The following is a 16025-nucleotide window of genomic DNA, read 5'->3' on the forward strand; positions in this document are numbered from 1 at the left end:
ACGTAAGGGCGGTGGTCAGGACGACGTACGAGCCTCGTCCGCCGAACACACGCGTATCTCAGCCGTGTTGCGGGTACGGACACCCGGCAGCCAGCCCTCCGCCCCCTCACGGTTCCTGACCAGGTACCAGCGCGTCGAGGAGATCCCACTCTCGTCCGTCACCATGGTGCCGCGGGTGACGACACACGCCGCGGCCAGCCGGTCGCCGTGCCACACGCGGCCGGCCGTGTTCCCCGGCGCCGCGTACTCGCCGTACGGATCCAACGCCAGCCGCAGCGCGCACTCCATCGTCCGCAGCGGACGGCACGGCTCTTCGGCGTTGAACACCGTCACTGAGGCATCGAACCGCCCCCGGTCGGCAGGAGGAGTGTCGGCGGCCGGCCGGACCAGCCACCAGGCGCCCAGCGCGACGGCGCACACCAGGACGGCGGCGGCAGCGACCGCCCAACCTATCCGCAGCCGCGCCCCGAAGACCGCCCTGCGTGGCGGAGCCTCGGCGGACCGGACACGCTCCCACAGCCCGGGCGGCGTCTCGATCTCCTCGTCGGCGGCCCTGAGCCGGTCGCGCAGCAGCGCGGCAACGCGGTCGTCTGGCTCTGCGTCAGGCCTCATGCCCCGGCTCCTTTCCTGAACGGTCCCCGCGTTCCCGCTCACTTCTGTCCAGCAGCGAGCGCAGCTTCTGTAGCGCACGCGTGCGATGCCGCGCGGCCGTTCCGCGGTGCACTCCTATGATCCGGGCGGCCTGATCGATGGTGTAACCGTCCAGATCGACGAGTATCACCACGCCTGCCTGCTTCGAAGAGAGTCTCCCCAGCAGCCGTACCGCCTCCATTTCGGCGTCGCGCCGCTCCACTCCGCCGTCCCAGCCCGCCGCGATCACCGGCCCGATCGAGCCAAGGCGGCCCGCCTGCCCGGCGGCATCGGCGGCACCCGACACCTCCACATCATCCACCAGGACCTGACGGCGCTCGCGGCGATGGGTGTCGCGTATGACGCTGAGCAGCGCGGTGAAGGCATAGGCGTACGGCTCCGGATGGTCGAGGAACCGCTGTGGCCGTGCGGCCAGCTTCAGATACGCCTCGTGCACGGCGTCCTCGGCCCAGGACCTCGTCCCGGCCAGCATGACGGCTCTTCGGTAGAGCCGGGGCAGGAGCTCGCAGAAGGTCTCGTCGAAGCGGGTCGGTGGCGGTGACGGCGAGGATGAAGGACCGGTCGGCGGGTGGCCCATGGGCTCGGATGTCTCCCCGTTGTGAAGTCGGGCGGACCGTCGCCTGCCCGCCGTGTTGTGCACCGAGTGATCATTTACCCGACTACGGCCCGGTCACGCAGGTCCTTTTCCGGCTCCGCGCTCAACCCTCACCTCAACTCCCAGCCCGGGCCCCGGTCCGCCCCTCCCAGGGACCCGCATCCCTGTCGGCGTGGCCGGGCGCAACTGTCCGGAAACCGGCGTTCATCCGCACCGAAGGCGGGTTAGCGTGCCATTTCGGCCCACGAACCGGGGAGTGGAATGGTGGCCCGATCCATCGTCGACCTGAAGCAGCTCGGTCCGGATTTCCTGCGTGATCCGTATCCCGTCTACGCCCGGCTCCGTTCCCAGGGGCCCGTCCACCGTGTGCACGACCCCGATGGCGAGGAGGTGTGGCTCGTCGTCGGCCACGAGGCATGCCGAACGGCCTTCACCGATCCACGGCTCAGCCGGAACTGGTTGAGGTCCGGGAACATCGAACGGATCGTCAACACCGAGCAGGGCCAGCCGGCCCTCATGCACATGCTGATGTCGGACCCGCCGGACCACACCCGACTGCGGCGGCTGGTGGCCCGGGAATTCACCCCGCGACGTATCGAGTCACTGGCTCCTCGCATCCAGCAGGTCACCGATGAGCTGCTGGACAGGATGCTGGCAGTGGAGGAGCGGCGGGCCGATCTGATCGCCTCCTTCGCCTTCCCGCTGCCCATGACCGTCATCTGCGAACTGCTCGGCGTCCCCGGGCTGGACCGGGAAGCCTTTCGCCGCTGGTCCAACGAGGCGGTCGCGCGCACCAGCCCGGAGGCGGAGGCGCTCGCCTACCAGGAGTTGTCGGCGTATCTTGCCGAGCTGATCGCGGCCAAGCGGGCGAAGCCCGGTGAGGATCTGCTCAGCGCGCTGATCCACACCGCAGACGAGGACGGTGACCGGCTCTCGCCGGACGAGCTCATCGGCATGTCCAATCTGCTGCTCGTCGCCGGTCACGAGACCACGGTCAATCTGATCGGCAACGGCTTGCGGGCGCTGTTCGCACATCCCGGCCAACTCGCCGACCTGCGCGCCGACTTCGGCCTGCTCGACGGGGCGATCGAGGAGATGCTCCGCTACGACGGCCCGGTGGAGACCTGCACGGACCGCCTGGCACTGGAGGATGTGGACATGGGCGGGGTGACCATCCCCGCGGGTTCCACCGTCCTGATCACCATGGCGGACGCCGACCGCGACCCGGAGCGCTTCAAGGAGCCCGACCGATTCGACATCCGCCGGGACTCCCGCGGTCACATCGCCTTCGGCCACGGCCTGCACCACTGCCTGGGCGCGCCGTTGGCACGGCTGGAAGGCCGGATCGCTTTCCGCACCCTGCTGGAACGCTGCCCGGACCTGGCGCCGGACGCGGACGAGTCCGAACTGCCCTGGACGCCCGGGTTGTTGATCCGGGGCGTACGGAAGCTGCCTGTGCGCTGGTGACGGATCACACCGGGCCGCGCCCTGTGTACTGTCGGCAGTCCCGCCGATCACCTGGTGTCGGCAGGCTTCGCAGGAGAACGCAGGAGGGACACCCGTATGACCCGCCCGATCACCGTGGGAGTGGACGGATCACCCGAGAGCCTGGCCGCCGTGGCCTGGGCCGGCCGGGAAGCCGTCCGCCGAGAGCTGCCGCTGCGTCTGGTGCACGCCTGGGAGACGGCCGACTCGGGGGAGCACGACGCGAAGGCGCGGGACGCGCTGCGAGAGGCCGCGAGCGGTCTCACCGAGCGGCACCCCCAGCTGCCGGTGACCACCGACCTCTTGGACGCGGCCCCGGTCCCCTCGCTGGTCGCCGAGGCGCCGACTGCCGAGATGCTGGTGCTCGGCTCGCGCGGGCACGGAGCGATCGTCGGCTTCCTGCTCGGCTCCGTCGGCCAGCAGGTGACCGCCGAATCCGGGCGCCCCGTCGTCCTCGTACGTGCCGACGACCGCGCCGAACACGAGGCGGCGGGCCGCGAGATCGTCGTGGGACAGCAGGGTGGCCCGGACGACACCGGCGCGGCACTGGGGTTCGCCTTCGAGACCGCGGCGGCACGCGGCGCGGCCGTACGGGTCGTACGCGCCTGGAGTCTGCCGGCGCTCTACTCGTTCAGCCCCGCCTCGCTGAAACTCCTCGACGAGGCCGGCGGTCTGGAACCGTACGAGAAGAAGGCGCTCGACGAGGCGCTGCGGCCCTGGCGGGAGCGGTATCCCGACGTGCCCGTGACCGAGCACGTCGAGATAGGCAGCGCGGGAGAGGTGCTGCTGTCGGTGGCGGCCCGGGCCCAGCTGATGGTGGTCGGACGGCGCGCCCACCGCTCCGCCGTGGGGTCACGGATCGGTTCGGTGGCGCACGCGGTCATGCATCACGCGCCCTGCCCGGTGGCGGTCGTTCCGCCGTCCTGACGCCCGGCTCAGGCCGACGGCGCTGACGGCGCCCGTGACGCGGCGGCGTCCGGCGCCGGCAGCTTCTCCCGGATCTTCGGCAGGATGTGCTTGACGTAGTCCTCGACGGCCATGTCCAGGCCGATGTCGTGCTGCGCCCGTTCGGACAGATACCAGCGGTGCTCGAGCAGCCCGTGGTACAGCTCCGCCGCGTCCATGGAGCCGCGCAGCTCCTTCGGTACGGCGCGCACGGTGGGCCGGAAAACCTCCCGCACCCAGCGGTGGGCCAGCACCTCGGGGCGTGCGGCGAGAGGGTCGCCGGGTGCGTAGTCGTCCTGGGTGGCCATCCACCTCTCGAGGTCGTTGAGGAGTCGGCGCGCCTGGTTCTCCTCGGCGTCGAGCCCCGTCAGCCGCAGGAGTTGGCGCTGGTGATGGCCCGCGTCGACGACCTTGGGGACGAAGGTCACGGTGTCACCGTTCGAGGAGTGCGCGATCTGCATCTCGGCGACGTCGAAGCCGAGTTCGTTGAGCCGCCGGACCCGGCGGTCGATGTAGTGGTGCTTGCCCGCCGGATACACGGACGTACGGGTCAGCTCTTGCCACAGGCTCTGGTAACGCCCGCAGATCTCCGTACCGAAGTCGATCGGGTCGACGGACGGGTGCAGCGCCCCCGACGCCTCCAGGTCGAGCAGCTCGCCGCTGATGTTCACGCGCGCGAGATCGAGATCGTAACTGCGCTGCCCGTCGCTGAGCTTCTGGTGCAGCTCGCCGGTCTCCGCGTCGACGAGATACGCGGCGAAAGCTCCGGCGTCGCGCCGGAACAGCGTGTTGGACAGCGAGCAGTCGCCCCATGCGAACCCGGCCAGATGGAGCCGGACCAGGAGCACGGCGAGCGCGTCCATGAGCCGGTGCATGGTGGCGGGCCGCATCGTCGTCTCGAACATCGACCGGTAGGGCATCGAGCCGTTCAGATGCCGGGTGATCAGCACCGGCTCCAGGGGGGCCTCGTCGTCGCGGGTGCGGCCGGTGACCACGGCGAGTGGGTCCACCGCGGGGATGTTGAGCCGGTGCAGCGAGCGCAGCAGCTCGTACTCCCGCTCGGCGGGCCGCTCGGCCAGCTCCTTGACGGCCACCACCTCGTTGCCGGCGCGCGCGTACCGCACCACGTGCCGTGAGATGCCGCGCGGCAGCGGCACCAGGTGGCGCTCCGGCCACTCCTCCAGGGGCAGATCCCACGGCAGTTCGAGCAGCAGCGCGGGATGCTCCGGGTTGGTGGCGCTGATGTGCAATGCCATTGCTCTTGGGCCCTCGCCTCGCGGTCGTCCGTCACGTCGCAAGAGCATCTCCGCACTCGGACGCCCGGTTCGTCAACTGGCGCGAGATGTACCGCGCGCGACGAGTGGGGCCGGTGCCGCACGGCACCGGCCCCACTCGTCGTCACGGAAGGCCGAGGCCTTGTCCGGTCGGCGTCACTGTCGCGCGCCCACGGGCTCCTCCTCCTGCTGCTCCTCCTCCTGCTCGCCGGTACCGAGCAGCGAGCGGACCTCGAACTTCTCGTACACGTCGGGGGCGTCTTCTTCGCCACCGCTCATCACGGTGCCGAGCCAGCCCAGCAGGAACCCGGCCGGTACGGAGATGAGGCCCGGGTTCTGGAGCGGGAAGAAGGCGAAGTCCGCGTCGGGATAGAACGAGGTGGGCGTCGAGGAGACGACGGGGGAGCAGATGACCAGCAGCACGGAGGTGGTGAGCCCCCCGTACAGGCTCAGCAGGGCGCCGCGTGCGTTGAAGCGACGCCAGAACAGGCTGTAGACCATGGTCGGCAGGATGGCGGACGCGGCGATGGCGAAGGCCAGGAATCCCAGGCTGGCGGTGTTCGTGCCCCACGCCAGAAGCGCGAGGAGCATGCCGAGGATCCCGATGACGACGGCGGACAGCCGGGCCGCGGTCAGCTCCTCGGTCTGACTCGCCTTGCCCTTGCGGATCACCTGCCCGTACAGGTCGTGTGCGAGCGAGGATGCCGCGGCGAGCATGAGCCCGGCCGCGACGGCCATCAGGGTGATGAACGCCAGACAGGAGATGAGCGCGGTGAGTACGGCGCCCCCGATGGAGTTGGCGAGCAGCAGTACCGCCGCGTCGCCCTTGGCGTCGACTTCCGCGATGGAGTCGCGGCCGACGATCGCCGTCGCACCCAGGCCGAGCACGCCCGCCGCCAGACACACGAAGCCGACCAGGCCCGTGGCCCACAGCACCGACCGGCGCAGCACACGGGTGGCGCGGGGAGCGAGCAGACGCATCGTCATGTGGGGGAGTGCCGCCAGGCCCAGCGCGATGGCGATCTGCAGACTGAAGAAGTCGAGCTTGCTGGTCGTGCTTCCTCCGTAGCGCAGCCCCGGCTCCAGGTACCGCTGCCCCATGCCGCTGCCGTCGGCTGCGGCGCCGAGGAGACCGTCGATGTTCCAGCTGAAGCGGTGCAGCACGATGACGGCGGTCACCGCGACGCCCGCGATCAGCATGACGGCCTTGACGATCTGGAGGAAGGTCGCGCCGGGCATGCCGCCGAGCGCCACGTACAACACGATCAGGGTGCCGATGAGCGCGACGCACATGGTGCGGGTGGTGGCACTCGGCTCGCCGATGAACTGGGTCAACAAGGCGATGCTGCCGACGAGTTGGGCGACGATGTAGAGGACGCAGATGGTCAGGGTGCAGGCGGCCAGGGCGATGCGTACCGAGCGCTGGCTCCGGGGCAGCCGCAGGGCCAGGGTGTCGCCGAGGGTGAACTTGCCCGAGTTGCGCAGGGGTTCGGCGATCAGCAACATCACCATCATCCAGGCGACGACGGTGCCGACGAGATAGAGCAGGCCGTCGTATCCGGTCAGTGCGACCAGTCCGGTACTGCCCAGGAGGGTGACGGCGGACAGATAGTCGCCGCACATCGCCAGCCCGTTGCGCAGGGGCGACATGGTCCGGTTGCCCAGGTAGAAGTCGCTGATCTCGTCGCCCTGCGGAGCGGTGATGAGGGCCGAGAACATGCTGACGACGACGACCGACACGAACAGGACGAAGGTCAGCTTCAGACTGGTGCCGCCGACGACGCCCTCGGAGAGAGTCACCATGCGACCGTCGGAGAGAGTCACCACGAACGGAACCGCCTCTCCTGGGGCACACGAGCTTGCTGGACCCGAGCCTGCTCGGCCTCGTCGCGGGCGATCTCCGCCCGCAGACGGTCGACGGCCGGGTCGATCCGCCGCTCCATGTGGACCGTGTAACGCCACGCGGTCACGGCCATCACGACGAACTGGCCGATGCCACCCACCAGCCCCAGCGTCACGTGGCCGAACAGCTCCTGGTTCAGCAGTCCGGGCGCGAAGCCCGACAGCAGCACGAGCAGCAGGAAGCCGCCGACCGAGATGAGCATCGCCACGATCCCGAACGAGCGGTGGGCTCCGCGTATGGAGCGGAAGTCGGGATGCGAGGCGACTCTGTTCTCCGCCGCGGGGGCGGGCGGCATCTGTCCTGGTTGGGAGCTGAAGGATGAGTTGGAGTGTCTTGGCATACCGTGCCTTGTCTGGGGCCTTGTGTTCGCGGTCTGCACGCGGAAATTTTTCACTGAAATATGCAGGGGGACGACTGTTGAACACGGTTCACGTTTCCGGTCGCACAGGTCGGAAATTCGCCCGAAATGCCACTGAAACCGTGTTCCGGCTTGCTGGTTGCCTCGCTGGTGGGGTGGCCGGCGTGGCGTATCGGATTGTGGCATTCCATCGTTTCAACTATCAACCGGATCATTGCTATTGGCCGTTGGTGACTCAAATTCAACGCGCGTCACTTTCTCCGCCCCGGCTTCATCGCCGGACGTCGTTCACCCAGCCCTTCCGTCGCGGGTGCGAGACGCGTGTGGGACGTGATGTGCAGCACGCACGTACCGCCGCCGTCGGAGCCGGGAGTGCGGATTGTGGCTGGGCACGGCTTGATCGCTGATCAAGCGGGGCAAAATCCCTGGCCACAGCCCATTCCGTGCATTTGACACGTCATCGCACGCACAGATAGGAAGCAGCTCTCTGAAGGTGGAGAGGTGGACTGTGTACGAGCCGAACGTGGTGGGCGACTGGCAGGAGTACGACGAGGAGCATGCCGGCCTGCGTGTCCGCGTCCACGGCCTGGAGAAGGCGGAGCCACCGCGGGGACGCGACGACGCGGCCGAGGGTCTGACCTACGTCAGGTTCAGGGTGACCGTCGAGAACCGTACGACCGCGTACTTCGGCATCCACCTCGAAGACGGCCAGCTCGACGTCCGGGTCGGCGCCGACGGCGAGAGCGCCTTTCTCGACTGGCGGAACTCGCAGTTCATCGAGGGGTTCGACGTCTACCCGCTGCGCCGGGTCACGGCCGTTCTGTACGCCGCGGCCGACGAGGCCGGCCTGGGGCGGGTGGACGTCCAGGTCCAGCTGAAGGTCGACGACGAGTGGACCCACCGGTATCTCTGGTCCGGAGGTATCGACCTGCGCCAACCGTCCGTCGGCGCCGGAGCCCGCCCCGACGGCTCCTGTGACAGCCTTGCCGCCCAGGTGGCCAGCTTCCTCAGGGAAGAGACGGAAACAGGGCCGGGATCGACCGGCTGACGGCTGCCGGCCCGGATCATCGCGAGCATGGCTGAATTGCGAGGCTGTATTACCCCGCACTTGTGAGGATCCAGAAAAGAGAATTACCTCGGCCTTGACAATTCACGCACTTCTTCACTGAGCCGTCGTTCTTTTCGCGGATTTCCAGTCGATTCCTCGCGGGGGGTGATTTGTCCGGACAGTTGCGTCATGCCGTGTCGAGAACCTCGGAGGCTGCCACGGCGACGATCTCCGCGACGGTCGCGAGTGCCGGAAAGTCGAGTTTCCACTGCTGCCAGAACAAGGGAATGTCGATCTTCCGGTCCGGCGCCAGATTGACAAGTCGACGCGCGTCCAGCAGGGGCGTGGCCTGAACCACGGGCACCATGCCCCAGCCCATGCCGGCGGCGACGGCCTCGACGAAGCCCTCCGAGGTCGGCACGAAGTGGCGCATGGAACTCGCGCCGTCCCGGCCACGCCGGAGCCTTCGTACGAATCCGTCCTGGAGGTCGTCGCGCCGGTCGAAGCTCACCACGGGCGCGTCGGCGAGGGCGTCCCGCAACGACGGGCCCAGCCCGTCGCCGAGCCAACGCGCCGCGAAGCCGGGGCTCGCCGCCGGGACATAGCTCATACGGCCCAGGCTGCGGACGGAACACCCGGCCACCGGGTCCGGTGACGAGGTCACCGCCGCCATCACCAGCCCCTCGCGCAGCAGCGCGGCCGTGTGGTCCTGGTCCTCGCGGCGCAGCTCGTAACAGAGCCGCAGTTCCTCCGGCACGCGCGTGAGCGCCGGCAGGAACCAGGTCGCCAGTGAGTCGGAGTTCACGGCGATCGACAGACGTGTCGGTTCCTCGGAGCCGGTCATGCCGAGTTCGGTGTGGGCGTCCCGTTCCAGCCGGGCCAGTTGGCGTGCGAAGCGGACGACCACCTCGCCGGACTCGGTGGGCCGCACCGGTTTCGTACGGAGCAACAGGACGCGTCCCGTGCGCTGTTCCAGCGCCTTGACGCGCTGGCTGACCGCCGACGGCGTCACATGCAGAACGGTGGCCGCGGCGTCGAACGTGCCCTCGTCCACCACGGCGAGCAGTGTGCGGACCTGGTCCAGGGGAAGTTCCGTCATCACGAACGCTAATGATACGTAAGAATCTTTAGCTGTACTCCTGCTCTCCGGCTTCCTAGCGTCGACGCCGTGACCAACGCCCTGACCGCCGCGGCCGCCGGATTCGGCACCGGCCTCTCACTCATCGTCGCCATCGGCGCGCAGAACGCCTTCGTGCTGCGCCAGGGCATCCGCCGGGAGGCGCTGTTCGCGGTGGTGGCCATCTGCGCCCTGTCCGACGCGACCCTCATCGCCTTGGGTGTCGCCGGGGTCGGAGCCGTGGTGGTGGCCTGGCCGTCGGCGCTCACCGTGATCGCGCTGATCGGTGGCGTCTTCCTGCTCGGCTACGGCTGCCTCGCCGCCCGTAGGGTCTTCCGACCCTCTGCCTCAGCCCTGCGGGTGGAAGCCGGTTCGGCCGGCTCGCGGCGGCGGGCCGTACTCACCTGCCTGGCGATGACCTGGCTCAACCCGCACGTCTACCTCGACACCGTGTTCCTGCTGGGCTCCGTCGCCGCCGACCGCGGCCCGCTCCGCTGGACCTTCGGCCTCGGCGCGGTACTCGCCAGCCTGTGCTGGTTCGTCGCGCTCGGGTTCGGAGCCCGGCTGCTCAGCGGCTTCCTGGCCCGGCCGTCGGCATGGCGCGTACTGGACGGTCTGATCGCCGCGACGATGATCGCCCTCGGTGCCATGCTGCTCGCCGGGGCGTGAACCTGCGCGTACCCGGGTCCTGTTGGTCGCCGCGATGCACAACGGCCACTGCCAGCAGGCCGAGTGCCAGCCCCACCGCCGTCGGTACCCCGAACGGCTCGCCGAACATCAGCGCACCCCACACGGCCGTCACCGGCGCCATCAGGAACATGAGGGTATTCACCTTGGTCACCCCGGACCGCCGCAGGATCAGCCAGTACAGCCCGTACCCGCCGAACGTGGAAAGGGCCACGAGCCAGACCACGGCGCTCCAGAAGGAGGTGCTCGAGGGCGGCACCGCGCCTCCCGTCCCCGCGGCAAGTGCTGTGAAGACAACGGCACTTGTGACGGCGTGGACCGTCATCGCCACCACCGGGCGGACCTCCGTGCGCGACCGGCGGTCCAGGAATGTCGCGGCCACCAGACAGAGCATGCCGGCGAACGGCACGAGATACGCCCACCAGGCAGCGCCCGTCCCGGCCCCGGCGTCGGCCATGGTGACGATGACGACGCCGGTCACGCCAAGGCCCAGCCCGAGCCACTGCGTACGGGAAACCGGCAGCCCCAGCAGGGGCCCGGCCAGCGCTCCGGCCACCAGAGGCTGTGTGCCGTCGATCAAGGCCGTCGTGCCGCTGGAGACCCCCAGTTCGATGGCGTAGTAGACGGTGAGGAGGTAGCCGCTCTGCGACAGCGCCCCGACGGCGACCTGTCGCACGAGATCGCGTGGCGTCAGCTCCCGCAAGGACGCCCGCGCCACCATCAAGGCCACGACGCCCAGGACGAGGGCCAGCGGAAGAAAGCGCCACATCAGGAGCGTGACTGCCGACGCGCTCCCCGCCCCGAGCTTGGCCCCGATGAAACCGGAACTCCAGGCGACGACGAACGCGATCGAGAGCAGGACGTTCACGGCGCGAACACCTCCAGGGGTGGTGAGTGGCTGCCACCGGCGTAGGTATACCGGTCTGTATACCTAGGGGTTCGAGTATACAGACCGGTATAGTCTGGAGGAATGGCGACCGCGAACACCCCCCGACGCGTACCACTGACCCCCGGCGCCCGCCGCGCGCTTGCAGCGGCCGGGCGGCTGTTCTACGAGCGCGGCATCCATGCCGTGGGTGTCGACCTCATCGCGGCCGAGGCCGGCGTCACGAAGAAGACGCTGTACGACCGTTTCGGCTCCAAGGAGCAGATCGTCGTCGAATACCTGGCCGACCGCGACGAGCGCTGGCGAGCCTTCCTCGCCCCCCGCCTGGACTCGGCCCCCACAGCGGAGGGCCGGGTCCTGGCCGTCTTCGATGCCTCACGTGACTGGATGGAGGCCAACGGTTCCCGAGGCTGCAGCATGGTCAACGCACATGCGGAGATCGATGATCCGGCGCATCCCGCGTACGCGGTCATCACCGGCCAGAAGGCGTGGATGCTCACCCTGTTCACCGACCTCGTACGCCCCCTCGCCCCGGCCCCGTCCGACTCCCTGGCCCGCACGCTGATGCTGCTTCACGAGGGTGCCCTTGTGGCACACGGTCTGCGCATCTTTCCCGGGGCGCTGGAGCATGCCCGCGAGGAGGCCCGAGCGCTGCTGCCGGGAACCGCCGACCCGTCGCCGCGACCCTGAGCCCGCGGCCGGAGCTCCGCCCCTGGACCCCGCTGACCGGCCTGGCGCCTTCGTCCTCAAGCGCCGGGCGGGCTGGGAGTGCCTGGGCGGGTGGGGTTGAGGACGGCAGCTCCGTCCTCAACCTCCACCCCAGCGCAATTCAGAGTTCGAATCCGCGGCCCCGCCTCATGCGCTCGATGCGAGCTCGTGGAAACTGCTGCGGTGGAAGACCATCGGGGGGACATCGGGGTACATGTCGAGCGCCTCGATCTTCAGGAGCACGATCGCGTGATCGCCTGCCACGACGACCTCATAGATGGGGCACTCCAGCCACAGCGTGGCGCCGTGCACGAAAACCGCCCCAGTGTCGGTGGCGACCCAGTCGACGGTCTCGAACCGGTGACCGTTCTTCGACGCGAGCGAACGCGCCACCGAACGGTGCTCGCCGGCCAGCACACTCAGCCCCAGGCGACCGGGATTCGACAGAAACGATCAGAAGCTGCTCAGGTTCCGCCAGCGGTACGGCGAGTCGCAGGATCCGGGCAGGTCCGCGGAGTTGGAGCTCCAGGGCCAGACCGCCCACCTCAGCCATGACCTTGCCGATCTCCTCGGCGGCCTCGGCCGGCTATGCCGGCCGCAACCACACCGTCGACAGCGGTGGCAAGGTCAGCCGGATGCTCCCCGACCGTCCGCCGTCGCCGAGGGCCTCGGTCTTGACGGGGTCAGGGTTGGTGACGTCGCTGCCGCCGTAACAGGCGGAGTCCGTATTCAGGATCTCGCCCCAGGCAGGGATGTCGGCCGGGACGAAGAGCCGGTACTCGTGCCGGACCACCGGCGAGAAGTTGGACACCGCCAGCAGCGGTGAGCCCGCGGCGTCGAAGCGCAGGAACGCGAAGACGTTGTCGTCCGCCGCGTCCCCCACGACCCAGGAAAACCCCGCCGGGACGGTGTCCTGCTCCCAGAGGGCGGGAGTCGCGGCGTACAGGCCGTTGAGATCGCGGACGAGGTCCCGTACGCCGCGATGGTCCGGCTCCGCGTCGTACGCAGGGTCCAGCAGCCACCAGTCCGGTCCGTGACCTTCCGACCATTCCCCGCCCTGCGCGAACTCCTGCCCCATGAAGAGGAGTTGCTTACCGGGATGCGCCCACATGAAGCCCAGATACGCGCGGTGGTTGGCGCGTCGCTGCCACCAGTCACCCGGCATCTTCGACACCAACGCCTGCTTGCCGTGGACGACTTCGTCGTGCGAGATGGGCAGCACGTAGTTCTCGCTGTAGGCGTACACCATCGAGAACGTCATCTCGTTGTGGTGGTACTTCCGGTGCACAGGGTCCTTCGACACATAGACCAACGAGTCGTGCATCCAGCCCATGTTCCACTTCAGCCCGAAGCCGAGGCCGCCGTCGCACGTGGGCCTCGTGACTCCGTCCCAGGCCGTGGACTCCTCGGCGATCGTGACGACGCCCGGCACACGCCGGTACACCGTGGCGTTCATCTCCTGGAGGAAGGCGACGGCGTCGAGGTTCTCGCGTCCGCCGTGGACGTTGGGCGTCCACTGGCCGTGTTCGCGTGAGTAGTCGAGGTACAGCATCGATGCCACGGCATCGACCCGCAGCCCGTCGATGTGGAACTCCTCGCACCAGTACACGGCGTTGGCGACCAGGAAGTTGCGTACCTCGCGGCGGCCGTAGTCGAATTCCAGGGTGCCCCAGTCGGGGTGTGCGGCGCGGAGCGGGTCCTCGTGCTCGTACAGCGGGCGGCCGTCGAATTCGGCCAGTGCCCAGTCGTCGCGCGGGAAGTGGGCGGGCACCCAGTCCATGATCACGCCGATGCCGGCCTGGTGGAGGGCGTCGACGAGGTGCTTGAAGTCGTCGGGGGTGCCGAGGCGGGCGGTGGGTGCGTAGAAGCCGGTGACCTGGTAGCCCCAGGAGCCGCCGAAGGGATGCTCGGCGACCGGCATCAGCTCGACGTGGGTGAAGCCCAGGTCGGAGACGTAGGTGGGGAGTTGTTCGGCGAGCCGGCGGTACGTCAGCCCGGGGCGCCAGGACGGCAGATGGACCTCGTACACCGAGAACGGCGAAAGGTGCACAGGTCGCTGTCCCCGCCGAGCCATCCACTCGGCATCCCGCCACTCGTGGCGCGACACATGGACCACCGACGCCGTCGCGGGCGGCAGTTCCGCGCCACGGGCCATCGGATCGGCCCGCTGGGTCCTGGAACCGTCGGGCCGCGTGATCTCGAACTTGTACCGGGCGCCCTCGCCGAGCCCCGGGACGAACAGCTCCCACACCCCGGAGGAGCCCAGCGACCGCATCGGAAAAGCGGTGCCGTCCCAGTAGTTGAAGTCTCCCAGCAGCCGCACCCCGCGCGCGTTGGGCGCCCAGACCGTGAAGCGGGTGCCGGTCACACCTTGGTGCTCCATCGGCTCCGCACCGAGCGCCTTCCACAACTGCTCGTGCCGTCCCTCGCTGAAGAGATACAGATCGAACTCGCCGAGGGAGGGCAGGAACCGGTAGGGATCCTCAAACTCGAACTCGTCGTCCCCGTACGTCACCAGCAGCGTGTACTCGGGGATCGAGTCGAGCGGCAGCACAGTCGAGAACAGACCGTCGCCCGTGGCCTCCAGCTCCACACGCCGCCCGTTCGCCGAGACGGCCACGGCATCGGCGAACGGACGCAGCGCCCGAAAGACCACGCCACCCGGCACCGGATGCGCCCCGAGCAACGCATGAGGATCATGATGGGCGCCCGCCAGCAGCCGCTCCCGGTCGGCCGGGTCCATATCCGCATCTGCGGGGATCTCGCAAGCTGCCACGGTGTCAGCCTCCTCAGGCGTTGTGGGAGAACGAAGGGGCCGACGGACCACCGCCGGAGGGCGTTCGGTCGGGTTCGGCGAGACGGGCGATCGCGGCCAGCGGCACGGGCAGCCAGTCGGGGCGGTGCCGGGCCTCGTACAGCACCTCGTACACGGCCCGGTCCGTCTCGTATCCGCGCAGCAACCCGGGTTCCTCCCGCGGATCCCACCCCGCCTCCGCGGCATACCCGGCGCAGTAGGCCTCCCGGCAGCGCCGCGCCCACGCCGGTCGCCACGGACGGCGGCTGCGGGCGGCGTAGTCGAAGGAGCGCAGCATGCCCGCCACATCGCGTACGGGGGACTGGCGGCGACGGCGTTCCGCGAGCGGGCGGGCCGGCTCGCCCTCGAAGTCGATCACGAACCACCGTCGCCCGGCCCGCAGCACCTGGCCGAGGTGGAAATCGCCGTGAATGCGCTGCGCAGCATGGGTCGCGTCGAGCTCGGCGAGCGCGTCGAAGGCGGCCCGCAACCCGGGTGCGTACGGCAGGAGTTCAGGCACAGACTGGCTCGTGGCGGTCAGACGTTCGGTCATCGCGGCCGCAAGTTGCCTGTTCTGGCGCCGACTTGGGGTCTCGGAGGGGAAGGCGGCGGCCAGCGCCAGATGCACCTCGGCGGTGGCGCACCCCAGTTCGTACGCCTCCTCGGTGAAATCCCTCCCCGAGGTGAGGGATTGGAGCGCCAGAGTCCAGCCGTCCGTGGCCTCGGGCAGGAACGGCTGGAGCACGCCGAGCGTCGCCTCCTGCGGCCGCGAGGTCCGAAACCATGCCACGGGGGGAGGGACGCGAGTGCAGCCATGGTGGACCAGCGCCCACGGCACCTCCAGATCCGGATTGATGCCGGACTGGACTCGCCGGAAGACCTTCAGAATGTACGAATCCCCGTATACGACCGAGGAGTTGGACTGCTCGGCGTCGAGGAGCCGGGGAGCGAGCCCGGCGGGCACCGTCACCTGGGCGTCGCGCTCGAAGCGCAGCGGGCCGACCGTGCCCGGATGACGCAGCCGCTCCAGCAACAGTCCGGTGGACCAGGGGTCCCGAAAGGCGTCGTACACCAGCAGGCCGGCCAGCGGGCCCTCATTCGCCCGGCCGATGAAGGCGTGGACCAGCCGGGGCGGCAGGACCTCCCGTACACCGAGCAGCAGTTGGTAGCAGTCGCCGGACGGGGGCGCTCCGCCGCCGTGCTGCGCGTGCACCAGCAGATGCAGGAACCCTGGATGCAGTTCAGTCACCGACTGCAGTGTCAGATCCGTGACGGGCCGCCCTTTGCCCGCGAACCACCGCTGCCGTGGCAGCCAGGCCCGCAGCAACCCCGCGACCGAGGTCAGCAGTGCGGCCGAGCCGAGGCTGTCCGGTAGGAGCGGTGCGGTCCTGGGCATGGAGGCGCGTCCTTTCGAGGCACACGAGGTGAGGCACACGATCAAGATCGCCAGCTGGCACTGGTGGGGACCGCCCGACGTAGGCGGAACCAGTAGAAGCCGTGGCCCGCGAGGGTGAGGAGGTAGGGCAGGTCGCCGATGGCGGGGAAGCGGACGCCGCCGATGAGTTCGACGGGGT

At 69.2% G+C, this 16025-nt stretch carries 16 protein-coding genes; 5 read left to right on the plus strand and 11 right to left on the minus strand.

Annotated features, from left to right (window positions below):
* Positions 1–15: 15 nt before the first annotated feature.
* A complete protein-coding gene (locus ACFYO0_RS05120) occupies positions 16–612 on the minus strand; it encodes a hypothetical protein (protein WP_388670729.1) in 597 nt (198 codons plus the stop codon).
* Entirely contained in the window at positions 602–1228 is a 627-nt protein-coding gene (locus tag ACFYO0_RS05125; RefSeq protein ID WP_388670732.1) for an RNA polymerase sigma factor, read from the minus strand. Before ACFYO0_RS05125 ends, ACFYO0_RS05120 begins: the two co-directional genes overlap by 11 nt.
* 279 nt (positions 1229–1507) lie before the next feature.
* On the opposite strand from ACFYO0_RS05125, the gene ACFYO0_RS05130 reads away from it, so the two are divergent.
* Both ACFYO0_RS05130 and ACFYO0_RS05135 read left to right on the plus strand, forming a co-directional pair.
* The gene (locus tag ACFYO0_RS05130; RefSeq protein WP_388670735.1) at positions 1508–2713 is read left to right on the plus strand and encodes a cytochrome P450; all 1206 of its coding nucleotides are present in this window, start codon (positions 1508–1510) and stop codon (positions 2711–2713) included.
* 96 nt (positions 2714–2809) lie between these two features.
* Positions 2810–3658, plus strand: coding sequence for a universal stress protein (locus tag ACFYO0_RS05135; RefSeq protein WP_388670738.1), 849 nt, complete (start codon positions 2810–2812; stop codon positions 3656–3658).
* 8 nt (positions 3659–3666) lie between these two features.
* On the opposite strand, the gene ACFYO0_RS05140 is transcribed toward ACFYO0_RS05135, so the two are convergent.
* The 3 genes from ACFYO0_RS05140 to ACFYO0_RS05150 form a co-directional block, all read right to left on the minus strand.
* Positions 3667–4932, minus strand: coding sequence for a DUF4032 domain-containing protein (locus tag ACFYO0_RS05140; protein ID WP_388670741.1), 1266 nt, complete (start codon positions 4930–4932; stop codon positions 3667–3669).
* 174 nt (positions 4933–5106) lie between these two features.
* Positions 5107–6753: a cation acetate symporter gene (locus ACFYO0_RS05145; RefSeq protein ID WP_388670890.1), complete on the minus strand. Its 1647-nt coding sequence runs from the start codon at positions 6751–6753 to the stop codon at positions 5107–5109.
* A 17-nt stretch (positions 6754–6770) separates the two neighbouring features.
* Positions 6771–7148, minus strand: coding sequence for a DUF485 domain-containing protein (locus ACFYO0_RS05150; RefSeq protein WP_388670744.1), 378 nt, complete (start codon positions 7146–7148; stop codon positions 6771–6773).
* Positions 7149–7719: 571 nt separating this feature from the next.
* Here ACFYO0_RS05150 and ACFYO0_RS05155 point away from each other — a divergent pair.
* Positions 7720–8259: a hypothetical protein gene (locus ACFYO0_RS05155; RefSeq protein WP_388670747.1), complete on the plus strand. Its 540-nt coding sequence runs from the start codon at positions 7720–7722 to the stop codon at positions 8257–8259.
* 187 nt (positions 8260–8446) lie between these two features.
* On the opposite strand, the gene ACFYO0_RS05160 is transcribed toward ACFYO0_RS05155, so the two are convergent.
* Positions 8447–9358 (minus strand): LysR family transcriptional regulator ArgP, encoded by a 912-nt coding sequence (locus tag ACFYO0_RS05160; protein WP_388670749.1) that lies wholly within the window; start codon positions 9356–9358, stop codon positions 8447–8449.
* 69 nt (positions 9359–9427) lie between these two features.
* On the opposite strand from ACFYO0_RS05160, the gene ACFYO0_RS05165 reads away from it, so the two are divergent.
* Positions 9428–10045: a LysE/ArgO family amino acid transporter gene (locus ACFYO0_RS05165; RefSeq protein WP_388670752.1), complete on the plus strand. Its 618-nt coding sequence runs from the start codon at positions 9428–9430 to the stop codon at positions 10043–10045.
* On the opposite strand, the gene ACFYO0_RS05170 is transcribed toward ACFYO0_RS05165, so the two are convergent.
* Positions 9945–10931: a DMT family transporter gene (locus tag ACFYO0_RS05170; RefSeq protein ID WP_388670755.1), complete on the minus strand. Its 987-nt coding sequence runs from the start codon at positions 10929–10931 to the stop codon at positions 9945–9947. The two genes, ACFYO0_RS05165 and ACFYO0_RS05170, sit on opposite strands and share 101 nt — an antisense overlap.
* 102 nt (positions 10932–11033) lie before the next feature.
* Here ACFYO0_RS05170 and ACFYO0_RS05175 point away from each other — a divergent pair, with 102 nt between their 5' ends.
* Positions 11034–11639, plus strand: coding sequence for a TetR/AcrR family transcriptional regulator (locus ACFYO0_RS05175; protein ID WP_388670758.1), 606 nt, complete (start codon positions 11034–11036; stop codon positions 11637–11639).
* A gap of 165 nt (positions 11640–11804) precedes the next feature.
* Here the strand turns inward: ACFYO0_RS05175 and ACFYO0_RS05180 are convergent, their stop codons facing one another.
* The 4 genes from ACFYO0_RS05180 to ACFYO0_RS05195 form a co-directional block, all read right to left on the minus strand.
* Positions 11805–12104, minus strand: coding sequence for a flavin reductase family protein (locus ACFYO0_RS05180; RefSeq protein ID WP_388670893.1), 300 nt, complete (start codon positions 12102–12104; stop codon positions 11805–11807).
* A 139-nt stretch (positions 12105–12243) separates the two neighbouring features.
* A complete protein-coding gene (gene glgB, locus ACFYO0_RS05185) occupies positions 12244–14400 on the minus strand; it encodes a 1,4-alpha-glucan branching enzyme (protein WP_388670896.1) in 2157 nt (718 codons plus the stop codon).
* 46 nt (positions 14401–14446) lie between these two features.
* Positions 14447–15847, minus strand: coding sequence for a maltokinase (locus tag ACFYO0_RS05190; RefSeq protein ID WP_388670761.1), 1401 nt, complete (start codon positions 15845–15847; stop codon positions 14447–14449).
* Between the two features lie 41 nt (positions 15848–15888).
* The coding region (locus ACFYO0_RS05195) for an alpha-glucosidase C-terminal domain-containing protein (RefSeq protein WP_344393978.1) at positions 15889–16025 on the minus strand (137 nt) is incomplete at its 5' end.

This window comes from Streptomyces sp. NPDC006365 (assembly GCF_042870755.1).
Lineage (GTDB): Bacteria > Actinomycetota > Actinomycetes > Streptomycetales > Streptomycetaceae > Streptomyces > Streptomyces xiangluensis.